The organism is Paenibacillus sp. RC334 (genome assembly GCF_030034735.1).
In the GTDB taxonomy this organism is placed as follows: domain Bacteria; phylum Bacillota; class Bacilli; order Paenibacillales; family Paenibacillaceae; genus Paenibacillus; species Paenibacillus terrae_A.
Window position 1 is genome coordinate 3269283 of the sequence record NZ_CP125370.1, and the last position, 17392, is coordinate 3286674.

At 48.5% G+C, this 17392-nt stretch carries 19 protein-coding genes and 1 pseudogene; 1 reads left to right on the plus strand and 19 read right to left on the minus strand.

The window, feature by feature from the left end:
• Nucleotides 1-4: 4 nt before the first annotated feature.
• The 8 genes and pseudogenes from QMK20_RS14930 to mtrB form a co-directional block, all read right to left on the minus strand.
• On the minus strand, nucleotides 5-979 hold the full coding sequence (locus tag QMK20_RS14930; RefSeq protein WP_283652246.1) for a polyprenyl synthetase family protein: 975 nt from the start codon (nucleotides 977-979) through the stop codon (nucleotides 5-7).
• Nucleotides 976-1842, minus strand: coding sequence for a menaquinone biosynthetic enzyme MqnA/MqnD family protein (locus tag QMK20_RS14935; protein ID WP_283652247.1), 867 nt, complete (start codon nucleotides 1840-1842; stop codon nucleotides 976-978). Before QMK20_RS14935 ends, QMK20_RS14930 begins: the two co-directional genes overlap by 4 nt.
• Nucleotides 1799-2461 (minus strand): UbiX family flavin prenyltransferase, encoded by a 663-nt coding sequence (locus QMK20_RS14940; RefSeq protein ID WP_283652248.1) that lies wholly within the window; start codon nucleotides 2459-2461, stop codon nucleotides 1799-1801. The genes QMK20_RS14935 and QMK20_RS14940 overlap by 44 nt, the downstream gene beginning before the upstream one ends.
• Complete coding sequence (locus QMK20_RS14945) at nucleotides 2458-3333, minus strand: UbiA-like polyprenyltransferase (protein ID WP_283652249.1); 876 nt, start codon at nucleotides 3331-3333, stop codon at nucleotides 2458-2460. Before QMK20_RS14945 ends, QMK20_RS14940 begins: the two co-directional genes overlap by 4 nt.
• Nucleotides 3326-4054 (minus strand): demethylmenaquinone methyltransferase, encoded by a 729-nt coding sequence (locus QMK20_RS14950; RefSeq protein ID WP_283652250.1) that lies wholly within the window; start codon nucleotides 4052-4054, stop codon nucleotides 3326-3328. Before QMK20_RS14950 ends, QMK20_RS14945 begins: the two co-directional genes overlap by 8 nt.
• Nucleotides 4055-4063: 9 nt before the next feature.
• The gene (locus tag QMK20_RS14955) at nucleotides 4064-4933 is read right to left on the minus strand and encodes a heptaprenyl diphosphate synthase component 1 (RefSeq protein WP_283652251.1); all 870 of its coding nucleotides are present in this window, start codon (nucleotides 4931-4933) and stop codon (nucleotides 4064-4066) included.
• A gap of 116 nt (nucleotides 4934-5049) precedes the next feature.
• A complete protein-coding gene (locus tag QMK20_RS14960) occupies nucleotides 5050-5601 on the minus strand; it encodes a hypothetical protein (RefSeq protein ID WP_283652252.1) in 552 nt (183 codons plus the stop codon).
• Between the two features lie 96 nt (nucleotides 5602-5697).
• A pseudogene (mtrB, locus tag QMK20_RS14965) lies at nucleotides 5698-5929 on the minus strand (trp RNA-binding attenuation protein MtrB).
• Between the two features lie 156 nt (nucleotides 5930-6085).
• On the opposite strand from mtrB, the gene QMK20_RS14970 reads away from it, so the two are divergent.
• The gene (locus tag QMK20_RS14970) at nucleotides 6086-6259 is read left to right on the plus strand and encodes a hypothetical protein (RefSeq protein ID WP_283652253.1); all 174 of its coding nucleotides are present in this window, start codon (nucleotides 6086-6088) and stop codon (nucleotides 6257-6259) included.
• Between the two features lie 70 nt (nucleotides 6260-6329).
• On the opposite strand, the gene QMK20_RS14975 is transcribed toward QMK20_RS14970, so the two are convergent.
• The 11 genes from QMK20_RS14975 to der form a co-directional block, all read right to left on the minus strand.
• Nucleotides 6330-6602, minus strand: coding sequence for an HU family DNA-binding protein (locus QMK20_RS14975; protein WP_014282101.1), 273 nt, complete (start codon nucleotides 6600-6602; stop codon nucleotides 6330-6332).
• A gap of 257 nt (nucleotides 6603-6859) precedes the next feature.
• The gene (locus QMK20_RS14980; RefSeq protein WP_044646782.1) at nucleotides 6860-7846 is read right to left on the minus strand and encodes an ABC transporter permease; all 987 of its coding nucleotides are present in this window, start codon (nucleotides 7844-7846) and stop codon (nucleotides 6860-6862) included.
• Complete coding sequence (locus QMK20_RS14985) at nucleotides 7843-9360, minus strand: sugar ABC transporter ATP-binding protein (RefSeq protein WP_283652254.1); 1518 nt, start codon at nucleotides 9358-9360, stop codon at nucleotides 7843-7845. Before QMK20_RS14985 ends, QMK20_RS14980 begins: the two co-directional genes overlap by 4 nt.
• 20 nt (nucleotides 9361-9380) lie before the next feature.
• Nucleotides 9381-10532 (minus strand): sugar ABC transporter substrate-binding protein, encoded by a 1152-nt coding sequence (locus QMK20_RS14990; protein ID WP_283652255.1) that lies wholly within the window; start codon nucleotides 10530-10532, stop codon nucleotides 9381-9383.
• A gap of 211 nt (nucleotides 10533-10743) precedes the next feature.
• Nucleotides 10744-12222 (minus strand): stage IV sporulation protein A, encoded by a 1479-nt coding sequence (gene spoIVA, locus QMK20_RS14995; protein ID WP_044646785.1) that lies wholly within the window; start codon nucleotides 12220-12222, stop codon nucleotides 10744-10746.
• Nucleotides 12223-12708: 486 nt separating this feature from the next.
• A complete protein-coding gene (locus tag QMK20_RS15000) occupies nucleotides 12709-13059 on the minus strand; it encodes a 2Fe-2S iron-sulfur cluster-binding protein (protein WP_283652256.1) in 351 nt (116 codons plus the stop codon).
• A gap of 48 nt (nucleotides 13060-13107) precedes the next feature.
• Entirely contained in the window at nucleotides 13108-13734 is a 627-nt protein-coding gene (locus QMK20_RS15005; RefSeq protein ID WP_283656286.1) for a hypothetical protein, read from the minus strand.
• A 186-nt stretch (nucleotides 13735-13920) separates the two neighbouring features.
• Nucleotides 13921-14196, minus strand: coding sequence for a stage VI sporulation protein F (locus QMK20_RS15010; RefSeq protein ID WP_044646789.1), 276 nt, complete (start codon nucleotides 14194-14196; stop codon nucleotides 13921-13923).
• 171 nt (nucleotides 14197-14367) lie between these two features.
• Nucleotides 14368-15408: an NAD(P)H-dependent glycerol-3-phosphate dehydrogenase gene (locus QMK20_RS15015; RefSeq protein WP_283652257.1), complete on the minus strand. Its 1041-nt coding sequence runs from the start codon at nucleotides 15406-15408 to the stop codon at nucleotides 14368-14370.
• Nucleotides 15401-16009 carry a glycerol-3-phosphate 1-O-acyltransferase PlsY gene (plsY, locus tag QMK20_RS15020; RefSeq protein WP_283652258.1) on the minus strand — a complete coding sequence of 203 codons (609 nt, stop codon included), beginning with the start codon at nucleotides 16007-16009 and terminating at the stop codon, nucleotides 15401-15403. Before plsY ends, QMK20_RS15015 begins: the two co-directional genes overlap by 8 nt.
• 11 nt (nucleotides 16010-16020) lie before the next feature.
• Nucleotides 16021-17343, minus strand: a complete 1323-nt coding sequence (der, locus tag QMK20_RS15025) for a ribosome biogenesis GTPase Der (protein WP_044646792.1) — start codon at nucleotides 17341-17343, stop codon at nucleotides 16021-16023.
• Nucleotides 17344-17392 lie beyond the last annotated feature (49 nt).

A 17392-nucleotide genomic window follows, 5' to 3' on the forward strand; every position in this document is an offset into this window, starting at 1 on the left:
AACTTTAGTAGGAGCGGCGGGTAACAAAATGAGCAATATCGCGCAGCGTCTTTTTCGTTTTGACATCTGGCAGTAAGTCCAGCGCGTGTAGCGCTTTTTTTATATATCGGTCGGCGAGAATTTCTGCTTTAGCGATTCCTTCACTTTTTTTAATCATATCCACCGCTTTGCGAGCATCTCCCTGCCCGTCCCCAGCCTGAATACGACCGATTTCAGCCAATAGATCGTCACGCAGCTCAGGCTGTCCTAGCGCATAAATAACCGGAAGCGTAATATTCCCCTGCCTCATATCACTGCCCGGCGGCTTGCCAATCTTTTTTTCCGTGCCACACAGATCGAGCAAATCATCCTGAATTTGAAAAGCCATACCTACATTGTAGCCATAGGTATACAAGAGAGAATTTACTCTTTCCCTCGCACCCGCAGCCATAGCTCCCAATTGGCAGCTGACCGCAATCAACAATGCCGTTTTGCGACGTATGCGAAGCAAGTAATTACGTACACTCTGATCCACATTAAAAAAATCGCGGATTTGTTCCATTTCACCGATGGACATTTGCACCAGCGCCTTGGACAGCACCCGATGAATGTCCGGATTCGGCAGGCCCGCGACTATCGAAAGCGCACGCGCATATATGTAGTCTCCGGTGTACATGGCCACCCGATTGTCCCATTTGGACTTCACAGTTGGCTGGCCGCGCCTCATCTCCGCATCGTCAATCACATCATCGTGAACAAGGGAAGCAGAATGAATCAGTTCCAGCGGTACCGCTATGCGTTTGAGCTTGTCCAGATCGTATTCCCCAAACTTGCCTCCCAGCAGTACAAATACCGGCCGCAAACGCTTGCCTCCCGCTTTGAGCAGATGAAGCGACGTATCATTAATCAACGGCTCTGTGCTGTCGATGCTGCGGTACAGCTCTTCTTCTATGAAGTTCATATCCTTCTTTAATAAACCGAACAAATCCAATCGTTTCATTCTTTCACCCGTGTCAGCGTATTGTCACTCCAGAGAAGCGGCTTCACTCGTCGGTCAAGCAGCCCCAGTTCATGCGCATACTGAAAATAAAGCTCTAAACCCTTTTGTTCCTTCTCTCCAAAATCATAACACAGATTAGTAAAGTAGCGCTCCCAATAATCCCGCAGGCCTCCAATTTCCTTGCAGGCTTCGGAAATAACAGACGTCAGATCAGACAGGCTGCGCTGCTTGCTTGCACGAAATGCATTCGCTACTTCAGTCACCGCATCAGGATTCTGTGTAGCAAAAACACGGCGTACTGCCCATACGGCAAAGGTCATACTGTACCCCGTCCAGCGTTTCCACTCTTCTCCGAGGTCCGTAACGTACAGACCATCACGCCGCCAAGATGCCTTGATCGCGTGATCTCCAATCAACAGCCCCGCATCCGCCTGCTCCAGCATCAAATCCAAATCCGGCTCGCAGTCGAAATAGGAAGGTTGGCCTTCCCATGCCTTCTGCATCAAAATTTTCAACAAATTCACGGATGTAGCAGACGTATTCGTCAACGCAATTGTTCCGTTTTTAATCTCATCCAGCGGCTTGCGTGAGAACAGCAAAATGGATTGCACAGGACCGTCTGCGCTGACAGACAGATCCGGCAACAGCAGCATATCCTCGGCACCGGATGCATAAGCAAAGGAGGACATCGCGCTGATGTCCAGATTTCCTTTCAGCATACTGCGGTTCAATTCAGCCGGGACTCTGGAAACCAGCTCCGCCGGATGGAGGAGGTGTGAAGGATTAAAATAATGAAAAATGGGCCAAGCATTTGTATATTTAATTTTTCCGATTGTGATTGTCTTGGTGTCCGGTGTCGGCATCGGAATCCCCCCATCTCGTAAACAGTTGATGTTCGATACGCAAGCTGTCCAATACTTTGCCTACGAGGAACAGTACGATATCATCCAGCGTCTTCGGATGAAAGTAAAAAGCCGGCATAGCAGGAATCATTTTGACCCCGAGCCTTGCAAGCTTAAGCATATTTTCCAAATGAATAGCATGCAGCGGCGTCTCACGCGGCACTAGAATTAGTGGACGGCCTTCCTTCAACATCACGTCTGCTGCACGCGCCATGAGATTATCGGACGAGCCATGCGCCACTGCAGACAATGTTCCCATCGAGCAGGGCATGATAACCATCGCGTCCACCAAATAAGAGCCACTCGCAATCGAAGCGCCAATATCCGTGAACGGATGGTATACAAGAGAACCGGGACGGCCTCCGAATTTGTCATTCAGAGCCCCTTCCCGGTCAGTCACGTTCCAGCCTGATTCCTCTTTGAGTACCCGCCAGCCAGCATTGGAAACAATCAGGTGAACTGTGTATTGCAAATCCAGCAGTATCTCTACCAGCCGTATCCCATAAATGCTTCCGCTCGCGCCTGTAATGCCAATAACGATTCGTTTGCCTTGATGGTTGCTCACCTGATTATGATTCATAAGTATTGACGCACCACCAAATCAACCAGTGTAAAAGCAAATACGACAATGCTAAGCACACTGTTCATCGTAAAGAACGCTGTCTGCAAACGACTCAGGTCCTTCGGAGTTACGATATAATGCTGATAAAATAACATCATATAAGAAATAATCATGCCCGCCAGATACCACCAGCTTAAATCAGCAATAAAGAACATCACAATAAACCCGATCGCCGTAATCACATGAAATGCACGAGCAATTTTAAGCGCACCTGCTATACCAAAACGGGCAGGAATGGAGTAAACCCCCTCGTTCTGGTCAAAATCAATATCCTGACAAGCATAAATAATATCAAAGCCAGCCGTCCAGAATGCAACAGTGAGATAAAAAACAATAGCCGTCATATCTATTTGCCCAGTCACAGCTACCCAGCTACCCAGTGGCGCCAAGCCAATCGTCAAGCCAAGCACAATATGGCAGAGCCAGGTGAAACGTTTGGTATAGGAATAAAAAACAAGCATAAAAAAGGCCAGTGGAAACAGCTTGAACGCCAGTGCACTTAAATTGAACGATGCCCAAAATAGTAGCGCCAAGCTAACAATAATAAAAAGAACCACTTCGCTGGACTTGAGCAGCCCCGCCGGGATGGCACGTCCTGCCGTACGCGGATTTTTCCCATCAATAACACGGTCGATCATACGATTGAAACCGAAAGCCGCGCTACGTGCGCCGACCATAGCCAGCAAGATCCATCCGATCTGTGACCACGAAGGAAGCGTGCCTGTCACGACAACTGACCCCAATACAGCCCCCATAAATGCAAATGGGAGCGCAAATAACGTATGTTCAATTTTAATCATTTCCAAAAAAATAGCAATTTTCTTAAACATGCTGACTCTCCTTGATTCCAATATGCAATGCCGCAATGCCTCCAGTGAGAGAATGAGCCTGTACATCCTTTAATCCGACTTCACGGAAGATGCCAGCCAGCTCATCCCTTCCCGGAAAAAGCGCCAACGAATCAGGGAGCCATTTGTATTGCTCATAACGTTTGGCGAACAATTTGCCGAGCATGGGCAAGATGTGTTTAAAGTATGCATAGTAAATTCCCTTGAACGGCTGCCATGTAGGCTTGGATAGTTCCAGACATACGACCTGCCCGCCAGGTTTGACGACACGCTGCATTTCCTGTAATACGCGGCGCAAATCAGGCACATTACGCAGACCAAAGCCAATCGTTGCGTAGTCAAAAGAATTGTCTTCAAAAGGCAGCTCCATCGCGTTGCCCTGAACAAGCTTGATCTGCTTTTCACGGGCTTCTGATGTAATCTTGCGCTCGCCTACATTCAGCATGTTCTGGCTAAAATCCAGTCCTACGATGTGACCACTTTCACTTGCACGCGCCATCGCGAGCGTCCAGTCACACGTACCACAGCAAAGGTCGATTGCCGTATCCCCGTGGTGCATGTTCATTTTTTTCATCGTAAATTTACGCCAAGCCTTATGTCTGCGAAAGCTCAGTATATCGTTCATCAAATCGTATTTACCCGCGATGCTTTCAAACACGCCATGAACGAATTGCTCTTTCGGCTTGGTGTCGCTTGATCCCATGACGTTCACCTAACCTTCCCTCACAACCGGGTGTGGACTATTCAGCAGCTTCAGGAAAGGCTCCAGCATGCGTTCGAATTCCTCGATCCCCGTATTTTGATCATCTGACAGGATCTGCCGGATGTGTGTAACAGTCGTCTGGAGTTTGTTCAGTATCGCGTCCTCGGCTTTGTACTTCAGAACAAGCTTGTACCATACATCAGTGTCTGAACCACTCTCAGACAGCAGTTCCCGTTCGTTCTGGTCAGCATTACTATAAACATGCCAGAACATATATCCGAAACGGGACTTGTCCGATTCTGTACGCTTGTGCCATTCCTCTGCCAGCGTATCACAGAGGGCAAATTCGTTGAGAAGCGGCTCCCAGACTTCCCGATCCTGCTCTGCCACAAGGGAAGTAAAGGATAGAAAAAGCTCCTTTTTAAAACGAACCACCTGAGTTAAATACTGTGCCGCATTCAGACGGAGATGCTTCATCTCCCAATACAGGCTCATTTTACCAGCGTTTACTTCACATACAGCATCACTCAGCTTCGAAATGGTCGTGATGTGGCCTGCCAGTGCAAGCAGCTGATAAAAGCGGCTGCTAAAATAGTCCCCGGCCAACACTTTCAACTGTCTGGAACGCATTTCCTCCGGACTTCGTATACCGGATAAAGTATCAATCATATCATGCGTATCCAGCCCCATCTGCAAAAGCGAGGTGACCAATGCGTATAGCTCTTCCTCGCTGGCATGTAGCTCCTGCGCATTCCGGTTCAAAAACATAAACAACAGGCGGGTACGACTGTCAGGAAAAGCCGGCATTTCCGTATGTTGTTGAATCATGTCGTATTCCACATATTTCCTTGCTAATTGGGGTACGCGATACGGTTTCATCCTAAGCCTCCGAGCCATGACTTTCTGGTGTACTCAAATAATTGCAATGCCTTATATTATATCACAATTTAAAATGATTCGCGACTAAAGTACTGTAGGTCCAACGACAGAAACATCTAATCTGTATATACACCGTTAAACCTGCTTTGCCACATTGGAGTTACCGTAATACGGAAGCGGGCTTTCAGTTCCTCCGGCAAGTCCGCACCTTCCCGGCTTCTCAGCTGATCCAGTGCTTCAATCGTCCATTCGTTCCGGCGTATATCGGATGCCAGCAGAAGACGCCGTTCTCCTGACCATTCGTCCTGCGTCACTACCCGAAGCAGTAATTGCCGTACGTTCGTTGTTCCATAAAAACTAAAGGCGGCAATCTCCGCCATATTTTGATAGATTTCAAGCGGGGCGGTTTCTTCCTTGGAAAGCTTTACATCCAGAGTCAGGACTGAATGTTCCCAGCTTACGCTGGCAATTGGTGTCGTCAAAGAAAGCTCCTTCAGCGTATCCACCAGATTGTCATCGGTCAGCAGCACCCGCTGCTGCGACGATATCGTCGCCTGTGTCTCACGAACAGCTGCGGTTCCCGAATCCAGCGCCTGTAAGGATGGTAGCAGTACAGCAGCAGCGGTGGTTATGAGAATCGAGCCGCATAGCACAATCCAAGGTTTCATCAGAGCCTCCCCTGACCCCTACCCTGTTATGGGTTTGCTACGGTAAAGGTCCTCACTCTCATTGTACAACAAAAAAAAGCAGGCTATGCCTGCATTTTAATCCTCTGTATCCACGACCCCGTGCTTGGTCATCACAACGGCCTTGCCGCGAATTTTAATAGCAGAGGTATGATCGGTAAATTGGACGATCAGCACCTCACCCTTGTCCAATTTTTTCTGAATGATGCAGGCGTGTATCCTGGCCTCTTGTTAAACCAAAAACCTGACATCCGTTGCTTTTTGCTTTAATCACAACGTACTCATTACTACCCGTCACGTTATCTTCCATATCCATTTCCCCCCTGAGAGCCGAAGCTATACTTTTTATGATGGAGATTCGAGCTTGTTTTGTCAACCATATGCTTCGGCGCTAACTGCAACAATTGCTGCGTCCCGAGCCATACTATCTATGCAGCCCCATCTGCTAACGAAAGGAGCGAATTGGATGAAAAACTATCGTCCCGCTAATCTGAGTCCTGCCCAAGTAGAGCGGCTTCAGCAGCTGGAGCATGAATTTGCCGAGCTGACGGGTGAACCATTGGTGCTGATCGCCTATGCCTCACGGGATGACAGAAGCGCTTCCCCTTCTTCGTCCCGCATCGCATCTGCTACGGAATAACAGGACAAAAAGAAAAGGCCGTGAATCAAATTCACGGTCTTTCCAGCGCAATGGGAATATGTAAGAAATCTTATTTAATTCCGTCCTTGAGCGCTTTACCCGGTTTAAATGCCGGAATTTTGCTCGCAGGGATTTCGATTTCTTCTCCTGTTTGCGGGTTACGTCCTTTACGTGCAGAACGTTCACGAACCTCAAAGTTCCCGAAACCTACCAGTTGCACCTTGTCTCCGTTTTGCAGCGCTCCGGAGATCGCTTCGAATACAGCGTCAACGGCTTTAGTTACGTCCTTTTTGGACAATTCAGTGCTTTCGGAAACCTGATTGATCAAATCCGTTTTATTCATAATATTCACCTCCCAATTCAAGTGTAGTCCAGCATTAAGGTTATCGGCGTTGTAGAACCGATATAAAGTCGCCTGTATAAAATAACCCGGGCGGCATATGCCTTCCATAATGTTATCATCTGTTTCCGTTTCGCCGTTAAATATACATAGAATATACCTAACCTCCGCAATATAGAGACAATATCGCCGAAACTGGCGTTTTATGGCACCCTTCTTGCGTGGAACAAGGTTTATAGTAATACAGTCCACAGACAATTTCAAGTACGGCGACGGTTTAGCACATAAAAAGTGATGGCCAGCGCGAGCACCAGCACAACTCCCTTGACGATATCATGAGCAAAATACTGCACGTTCATCATCGTCAGACCGTTCACCAATACCCCGATCAAAACCGCACCGATAAACGTGCCAATGACATTCGGTTTACCCGCTCCAAAGACCGAAAAGCCGACAAAAACCGCAGCTACCGCTTCCATCAGCAAGGGAGATCCTGCATCAATTTGGCCCGATCCTACTCGCGAAGCATACAAAATACCAGCAATGGCCGCAAATACGCCTGAAGCGACATAGGCCAGTGTGCGGACTTTTTTTACCCGTATGCCTGACAGACGAGCTGCTTCCTCATTTCCTCCGGTCACATACATTTGACGCCCATGCTTGGTGTAGGTTAAGAAAATATGCACTGCCGCTACCGCTAGCAGCAGCAAAATAACCGAAATCGGGATACCCAGCCATTTGCCTTGTCCCAAAATAAGAAAAGCAGGAGATATCTCTCCTGGCGCCTTGCTGCCATCAGGAAACTGCATATGATTATAGATGGTGTAGCCTTGAGCGTACGTTTTATGAATCCCGCTTACAATATACATCATCGCAAGGGTTGCCAGCAAATCGGGAATACGAAGCTTAACGATCAACAATGAGTTAAATAGTCCCACCACCGCACCGACAACCAAAGATACAATAATGACCACCGCAACAGGCTGTTCATACCAGACCATCAACGAAGCTGAAACAATAGTGGTCAGAGACACCGTAGCTCCCACCGAAAGATCAAAACCGTCCACGATGAGAGACAACGTCACACCAATTGCGACGAAAGTCACAATCGCAATTGAGCCAAGAATATCCATCAAATTATCATACGTCCAGAAATAGGGCAATGTGGCTGAAAAAAACGCCAGCACACCCATAATTACGACTACAGCCCCATAACGAAAGGAGACGTTTAACCATTTTTCCTTCATGAATGCACCTCTTCACCGCCGCTGGCATACAACAGAAGCTGTTCCTGCTCCACTTCGCCCCGCGTAAATTCCTTTATTATTTTTCCGTCATACATCACCGCAATCCGATCACCAATACCGATGCCCTCAGCAAATTCACAAGTTAGATAGATGACCGCTTTTCCCTGGGCCGCCAATTCACCAATGATACGGAAAATATCACTTTTCGCCCCGATATCCACACCCTTGGTCGGCTCGTCAAAAACAAACACATCTGCCCCGGAATGCAGCCATTTTCCTATCGCAACCTTTTGCTGATTCCCGCCACTCAAATATTTAACATTCTGGCGCAGAGATGGCGTCTTAATGCCCAGGGAAGCAACGACTTCGTTACCGTTCGTACGTTCTTTGCGACGACTGATAAAACCAAGTACACTCAACTTGCCCAATAGCGGAAGACTAAGGTTTCGTTCTACCGTCTCTTCGATGAATACACCCTGCTTGCGCCGTTCCTCAGGTATGGACACAATCCCCTGAACTATCGCGTCCGCAGGCTCTCTCAGACGAATAGAGCGACCTTTGAAGACCAGTTCCCCCTTATCGGGCTTATTGGCGCCTGTAAGAAGCCGGGACAGCTCCGTTTTGCCCGCACCGACCAAACCTACGATAGACAAGATTTCCCCGCGTCTGACCTGCAAATCGACACCGTGAACCCGTAATCCCCTGTGAAGCCCTTGGGCTTCCAGCACCGTTTCACCGACAGGAGCATCCGTTTTCGGAAATTCCTCCTCAAATGTTTTACCAAGCATATGCGTAACGATGTCGCCTACACTCAAATCAGAGGATGGACCCGTGAATACTTGCTCCCCATCACGCATCACCGTAACGCGGTCGCTGTGTTCGATGACCTCTGGCAATCGGTGCGTGATAAGAATACATGCAACGCCCTCCGCCTTGAGCGTATGGATGGTGCGGAACAAGCGCCGCGTTTCTTCTTCGCTGAGCGGCGCTGTAGGCTCATCGAAAATGATTGTATTTGCTTGCTGTGTCAAAATACGCGCAATGAGTACAAGCTGCTTTTCTGCCAACGTCAACTCAGAAACGTATTGCCGTACATCAATATCGGCCTCCAGCCGTCCCAACGCCTCGCGCGCGCGTTTACGCATGGAACCCGGCGCAGCCCACCAGCGTCCTTCAGGTGCAGATAAATCGTCCAGTACAATGTTCTCCGCGACGCTCAGCTGCGGCACAAGCGCCGAATCGACCTCCTGATAGACACAGTGAATCCCCGCTCTCTTCGCCTCCCACGGCGAACCAATACTCAGCTCCTTGCCACCTGCTACAATGCTTCCCTGATCGGAACGATACGCGCCGGATAAAATTTTCATCAGCGTACTTTTACCTGCTCCGTTTGCGCCCAGCAGAGCGTGAATTTCGCCGCCATGCACCGTAAAATCCACGGACCGCAGCGCATCCACACCAGCAAACTGTTTGCTTATTTTCTTCATTTCCAGTGTATACACTTGTGAACTCATGGTACCTCCCTCACGCCTGCTTATGATAAAAGCGCGCCGAAGCGCGCCTTATGTTTTATCCTAAAGTTTATTTGGGCCGTTTCATATTCTTTCATCCAATCCTTGTAGCCTTGCTCGCTTTTGCCCCATCCCTTTACATATTGAGACAGCTCGGATGTGGAAATTTGCTTATCCGGCAATGCTTCGCGCTGCACATAGACCGCCTTCAATACCACTTGCTCCTCCGGGTTGTCCCCGTGCAGCTTCTGATATGCATAGCGCACTTGTACACGTCCGATATCTGTAGGATCTACAGCCGCAGAAGCTACCCAAGGATTTTTCGGGTCCTGAATCATTTGCAGATCCTCGTCACTCATATCAATGCCGTAGACTTTAATTTCCGTGCGTCCAGCTTGCTGGATGGCGCGTGCTGCACCTTTGGCAAATTCATCCCAGGCAGCCCAGACCGCTGTAATTTCACCCTTTGGATATTGTTTCAACACAGCCTCCATTTTGGATTGGGTATCCAGAGCTGGATTTTGAGCTGAGCCAAAAGTTGCAATTTCTTTAATATCCGGATTAGCTTTGGAAAACTTATCGTAAGCAACTTGACGACGCTCCATCGGTGCAAAGCCGGCAACCCACACTTTTACGATGTTCCCTTTGCCGCCGATATCCTTTTTCATTTGCTCCAGCGTCAGCTCGGCCATGCTTTGGTCATCCTGTGAAAGTACGACAGCCCCCGGAACGTTGACCGCAGCATCGAATACGATAACCGGGATATTGCGGGAAATCGCTTTTTTCAATCCTGTTTCCAGCAACGCATCACCATGATCCGTCAAAATGACATCAAACTGCTGGTTAATCGCGCTATCGAGCAAGGAGGCCATTTTTGCTTTATCGTTGTCTGCCACAAACTTGGTCAGCGTACCGCCAAATTTCTTAACTTCCTCTTCCACGCCCTGAACATACTGCTGCGAGAACGTGCCTGTGTTAAACTCCATAATTAATGCAACCCGTTTGCCTTTTAAATTTAAACTGTCTGTTTTTGCATCTGTTGTGTTCGATCCTGTACTGCTTGTCCCTTGAGCACCGCTCTCTGTTTTCGGCGCGCCACATGCAGTGACCAGCAAAACCAGCACCAGCAGCATCATAGCCCCTAGTCCTAGCTTTTTGTTTTTTTGGATATTCATGCTTCGTTTCCCCCTCGTTCATTCAACAAAATGATTCAAATTTGATACTTAATATATCGCGTTAAACCAAGTATGTAAATAGGTTTTATGAATACAGAAAAATATTTTACGATCATATATGACAAAATACGACAATTGCATATCAAAATAACGCAAAGAGCGGATAGCTCTCTGCGTTATTGTTTCTTACACGATTTTCATTTACTTACGCTTAAAGAATGATGGCAATCAGACCACCGGAGCCTTCGTTAATAATGCGGCCCAACGTTTCCTGAAGTTTGTAGCGTGCATTGTCTGGCATCATTGCGATCTTGCCCTGAATGCCTTCACGCACAATGGAATGCAGCGAGCGTCCGAAAATGTCCGATTCCCAAATTTTGATCGGATCATTTTCAAAATCCTGCATCAGATAGCGCATAAGCTCCTCACTTTGCTTCTCTGTTCCGATAATCGGAGCAAATTCCGATTCCACATCGACACGGATCATGTGTATGGAAGGTGCTGTTGCCTTGAGCCGCACACCAAACCTTGTACCCTGACGAATCAACTGCGGATCGTCTAGTGCCATCTCGGACAACGACGGCGCAGCAATGCCATATCCCGTTGTCTTGACCATTTCCAGCGCCTCGGCGAAGCGGTCGTATTCCCGCTTGGCATGGGCAAAATCTTGCATCATTTGCAGAAGATGATCCTTGCCGCGGATCTCTACCCCAACCACCTCGACCAAAATCTGATCGTACAGCTCATCCGGTGCGAACAGATCAATTTCCGCCACACCCTGGCCCATATTCATCCCGCTCAGACCGGCCCTGTCGATGAATTCATACTCCATAAACTGGCCGACCACCCGGTCTACATCACGCAGGCGTCGAATGTCTTTTACCGTATCGCGGACGGAATTCTCATAATTGCTGCGCAGCCAGTGATCTTCATTCAGTACCATAACCCAGCTCGGCAAATTCACATTCACCTCATGCACTGGGAATTCATATAATACTTCACGAAGCACGCCTGTAACATCATCTTCTGTCATCGTTGCTGCACTGAGCGTCATGACAGGAATATCATACTTGGCTGCCAACTCACTGCGAAGTTGAAGTGTTTCATCGCTGCGCGGATGCGTGGAATTGATGACCAGCACAAACGGCTTGCCTACCTCTTTCAACTCCTCAATGACTCGCTCTTCCGACTCTACATAAGAGCTACGCGGAATTTCCGCAATCGTGCCGTCTGTCGTGACGACAACACCGAGCGTCGAATGCTCCTGAATGACCTTGCGCGTGCCAATCTCCGCCGCTTCCTGAAACGGAATCGGTTCTTCAAACCATGGCGTGGAGATCATCCGCGGACCATTTTCATCCTCGTAGCCCTTCGCACCCTCTACTGCGTATCCTACACAGTCGACCAGACGGACATTCACATCCAGTCCTTCCGTTACTTTGATCTGGACAGCATTATTCGGTACGAATTTAGGCTCCGTCGTCATGATCGTTTTCCCTGCCGCACTTTGTGGCAGCTCATCTACGGCGCGGGCACGGTCCGCCTCACTTGTAATGTTCGGCAGAACAATCGTCTCCATAAACCGCTTGATAAAAGTTGATTTACCTGTTCGGACTGCGCCGACGACCCCAAGATAAATATCTCCTCCGGTGCGTTCGGCAATGTCTTTAAAAATGTCCACTTTCTCCAATGAAATCCCCTCCTCAAAAGTCTCCGAAGGAAAAATGCTTAATGAGCATCCGCTTCGTGTTCAACCAACTGCTTGATCCCAGATGCGGCAGAACAGCCTTTAAAATGCCCGGAAGTCGTCCGCCGCCGAGGTTCAGGAGACTGATGGAATCGGCGAAACGGCGTAAACTCGTACATGCATTTGGACTGATACCATCATATGTATCCCCTCCGTAAAATATGTTCAGTTTTTCGAAAAAATAGAGTACGTCACAGAGATCACTGCAAAACGATATTTTACGTTTGGGTCCACTCACCTAATATATGCGTGACGGGGTTTCCCCATGACTTCGATACTAGATTTATAATAAAAAAAGGATGTCTCTCTGACTTTCTAAGCAAACTCGCACCCATATTAAGAACACTTTTTTGAGCGTTCACTTTAGGGGTATAAGTTTCATAGTCGTCGGATAACATCCTTTGTTTCTTATTCTTTTGAGTTTAAGCTTTACCATAGTTCGTCTTCCTGTGCCTGACGCTCAAGCTGTCGCCGAACAGCCGCCTTGAGCTTATCCTCTGGTATCATCACCTCAACATTACTCTGAGCGCGAGCCTGACAGGACAAGCGGATGCCTTCATCCAGCAGAGATCCCAGCTTGCGGCGCTCTGCATCACTTGGCTGGCCTGCGTGTACAGCCCATTCCTGTGAAATATGCACCTTGCACATGAGACAGGCCGCTTTTCCATCACAACGGGTTGGAATATACACGTTCGCTTTACGTGCGGCCTGGAGCAATGTCGTGCCTTGACCGACCTGTACGCGCCTCCCTGATGGCTTAAACGTAATATGCACATCCATGAACGGCCCTCCATTCTTTTAGCGACCACGAACCTGCCAATTACAGCCTCAGCTTCTGGAATGCAACTCGGGCCAAGGCAAAAGCTCTTGCAGCTTAGCCAGTTGGCCATCTGTCCAAATGTTGCTGATCAGCAGTTGGTTCAGTACCGCTATATGTCGCTGTGGATCACGCTTTATGGCGTCTGCAATCGCCTCATATCGGTCGGGGCGGTTTCGTAATAGATTAAATAGTAACTCATGACTGAGTGGCATCAGACGCAGTGAAGAGCGCCCCAGGTCAAGCCGGATTCCAGCCGTCCATAGCAGCCGCTCGACCTCCAAACGATATAAAGCTCCATCACACAGCACCTCAAAACCACCCACAAGCTCAACTGGAAATCCCTCCAGCTCATAGTGGCTCAGTAATGAAACGTATGAACCACTACGATCTACCTGCTGTCGATCGATCATTATACCCGGTGCTTTCGCATGGAGCTCCTTCGCTGCGTGAATATCTGCGTAAATATCAATATCTCGGGGCAGTCGATCCAGCTCAACCCCCTGTAAAAGCAGCGAACAGCTTCCTCCCAGCATCCACGGAACAGCAACAGATTCCCAGCCGTCCGCCAAGCTGCTCAACGCAGCCGTCAGCTCGTGAGGCAGCTTGTTCAATCGCACCGAAGGTATAGCCTCCATCACATTGTTTCCTCCCTTTCAATCCATCATCCCGTTTCTGTTGGGCACCATTATAACATGTTATGTATGGCAGTTCGACATTTTATGCATAAGAGAGCAGACGAGAATCTGCTGGAATATATAAAAAAAACCGTGAACCTGTCTGGTTCACGGAGAATGGAACCCGCCAGTACACGGCCGGAATTTTTATTTTTTCATCATCATTTTCATCAACCCTTCCATATTGGAAGGACTCATTCCGCTCTTTTTGACGGCACCGACAATATCCCTTACTGTATCTTCCGACACCGGAATGTTGGCCATCGCAGATACCTGCTTTATCAGCTGACGCAGCTGTGCTTCACTTTGAAGCGTGTCCGCCTTCACGGTGCTTGCCAGCTTTTTCACCGCATTTTCAGATATGTTTTTGCCGCCTTTTTTGTTAATGGCCTTCAACGCATCTTTCGGAAAGTTTTTACTCACATTCTCCCCTCCTCCGCCATTGCTCAACTCAGTGTATGAATGGTGGAATCCAAAGGTGATTAAGCTTACGAAAGACATGCCATACGCCTAACTGAAAAAAAGCTGTCTCAACCGTAGATAAAATCCACTTGCGAGACAGCCTTTTGTATGTTTTTATGTGCAGCTAAACCTTTATGAATGCCATTGTTCCCATGTTTGCAGAGGCATGACTTCCATTTCGGTTTTCGGGTCGCGCCCCATGAGCGCCTCGACGGCCTTGCGGACGTCACGTCCTTCAAATAGTACCCCGTACAGCACTTCCGTAATAGGCATCTGAACGCCCAGCTTTTGCGAGATCGCATAGGCTGCCTTTGTCGTCCGAATGCCTTCTACCACCATGCCCATGGATTCTAGCACATCATCAAGCTTTTGTCCCTGCCCAAGCAGTGAGCCTGCACGCCAGTTACGGCTGTGACGGCTCGTTGCGGTGACGACCAGATCGCCTATACCCGCAAGCCCGGAAAAGGTCAACGGATTGGCTCCCATTTCTACTCCGGCACGGGTAATCTCTGCCAAACCACGAGTCAACAAAGCGGCTTTTGCATTATCCCCGAAGCCTAATCCGTCCGACATCCCCGCGCCCAGAGCGATAATGTTCTTCAACGCTCCGGATAGCTCCACACCCAACAAATCCCGGTTCGTATACACACGGAAATAGGAGTTCATGAACAGCTCCTGTGCAGCCTGTGCAGCCTTCTCATTAGACGAGGCTACGACAACCGTCGTAGGGCATTTCCGCACTACTTCTTCCGCATGGCTCGGACCGGACAGCACGGCAATATCACCCTCCGCGACTTCCAGCTCTTCTGAAATCACCGTGGACATACGTTTGAGTGTTTCCGTTTCAAAACCTTTAATGGCATGCACAATCAGCATATCCTTGGTAAAGAATGCTTTCAGACTACGCGCCACCTGACGCGCAGCAGCGGAAGGAGCTACGATTATAACTGCTTTGGCACCGGACACCGCAGCTTCCATATCAGTTGTAGCCGTAATCCGTTCAGTCAGGACAGAACCAGGTAAATAATGCTCATTTGTATGCTTCTCATTGATTTCAGCAGCTTGCTGTTCGTTTCTCGTCCAGACAGAGACATCGTTGTTATTGGCCGCAAGGACGGAAGCCAGAGCTGTTCCCCAACTGCCCGCGACCAGCACAGCTATTTTCTCAGACAAGACGATCTCCTCCTTTGGAGCCAAGCTTGTTTTCTTTCCCCCGTACCAGCTTGGCAATGTTAGTGCGGTGTCTCCACACAGCAAACACACAAATGACCAGAGCCGTCCAGAAGAGCGGCCATGCATAACCAAGTACCAGTAAAATCCAAGGTGTCAAAATGACAAAAATCAGCGAGCCAAGGGATACATAGCGCGTAATTACGATTGCAAGAATCGCAATAATTCCGGCATACAATGCGGGGAGTAAGGCAATCGAGACCAATACACCAATAGCGGTAGCAATACCTTTTCCTCCGCGAAAGTGGAAATATACCGGCCAGTTATGGCCTGCAATCGCCGCAATGCCACACAAACCCGGTAACCAGGATGAATTTCCGCCAAGCCAATGCCCTATCAGCACCGCAACAATCCCTTTAAGTACGTCCAGCAGCAGTACCAGAATGGCAGGGCCTTTTCCTAGCACGCGCAGCGTATTCGTCGCGCCGGCATTGCCACTTCCATGCTGGCGAATGTCGATTCCTTTTAATTTTCCATACAGCAGACTGAAGCTGACAGAGCCAAGCAAGTAACTGAGTACGATGGCAACGATCTGTAAAATCAACCTATTCGCTCCTAACTTTCGTCAGACTTGCGCCGTGTAAAGATACGAATTGGAGTTCCCTCAAAGTTGAAGGCGGCGCGAATTTTGTTCTCCAGATAACGCTCGTAAGAGAAGTGCATCATTTCCGGATCATTGACGAATACAACCATCGTAGGCGGCTTAACAGCAACCTGAGTCACGTAGTTAATACGCAGACGGCGTCCTTTGTCAGTTGGCGGAGGATTAATCGCAACCGCATCGGAAATAACATCGTTCAGCAAATGCGTCTGAATACGCAAGACATGCTGCTGCGCCACATGCTGGACAACAGGGAGCAGCTTTTGCAAGCGCTGCTTTGTTTTCGCAGACAAGAACACAATCGGAGCATAGGTCATAAACAGAAAGTGATCGCGAATTTTAGTTTCAAATTGGCGCATCGTTTTATCGTCCTTATCCACGACATCCCATTTGTTTACAACAAACAGCGAGGCTTTACCTGCTTCATAAGCGTAACCGGCAATGTGCTTATCCTGCTCAATAATACCTTCCTCGCCGTTAATAACGACCAGTACGACATCTGCACGCTCAATAGCACGCATGGCACGCATCACACTATATTTTTCTGTCGTCTCATATACTTTACCACGTTTACGCATACCCGCCGTATCAATCAGTACATACTTCTGGCCGTCTTTTTCAAAAGGCGTATCAATTGCATCACGCGTTGTACCTGCAATGTCACTAACAATAACCCGTTCCTCTCCCAGAATGGCGTTAACAAGCGAGGATTTACCTACGTTCGGGCGACCGATCAAGGCAACACGGATCACATCTTCATCATAAATGTCCTCTTCCAGCTCAGGCAAATTGGACGTAATCGCATCCAACAGGTCACCAAGACCTATACCGTGGCTACCAGAAATGGCAATCGGGTCGCCGAATCCATAAGAATAAAATTCATAAATCAGATCCGCACGTGCCAGATTGTCCACCTTGTTTACAGCCACAACAACAGGCTTGCCCGAACGATACAGCATTTGGGCTACCTCTTCATCAGATTGCGTAATCCCTGCCTTCGCATCACTCATGAATACAATAACATCTGCTTCTTCTATAGCTAGTTCGGCTTGCATCCGGATGGATTTCAAGATTTCATCTTCCCCATCAATCTCAATGCCGCCAGTATCAATAATACTGAAGGATTTACCGTTCCACTCCGATATACCATAAATACGGTCACGGGTGATTCCAGGCTTATCTTCCACTATGGATAAACGATCTCCGATAATCCGATTAAAAATGGTGGATTTACCCACATTCGGACGACCGACAATAGCCACAACGGGTCTTGCCATAAATTCACTCCTCCTGTCAATTCTTCCGCTCTCATCATAGCAAAAAACA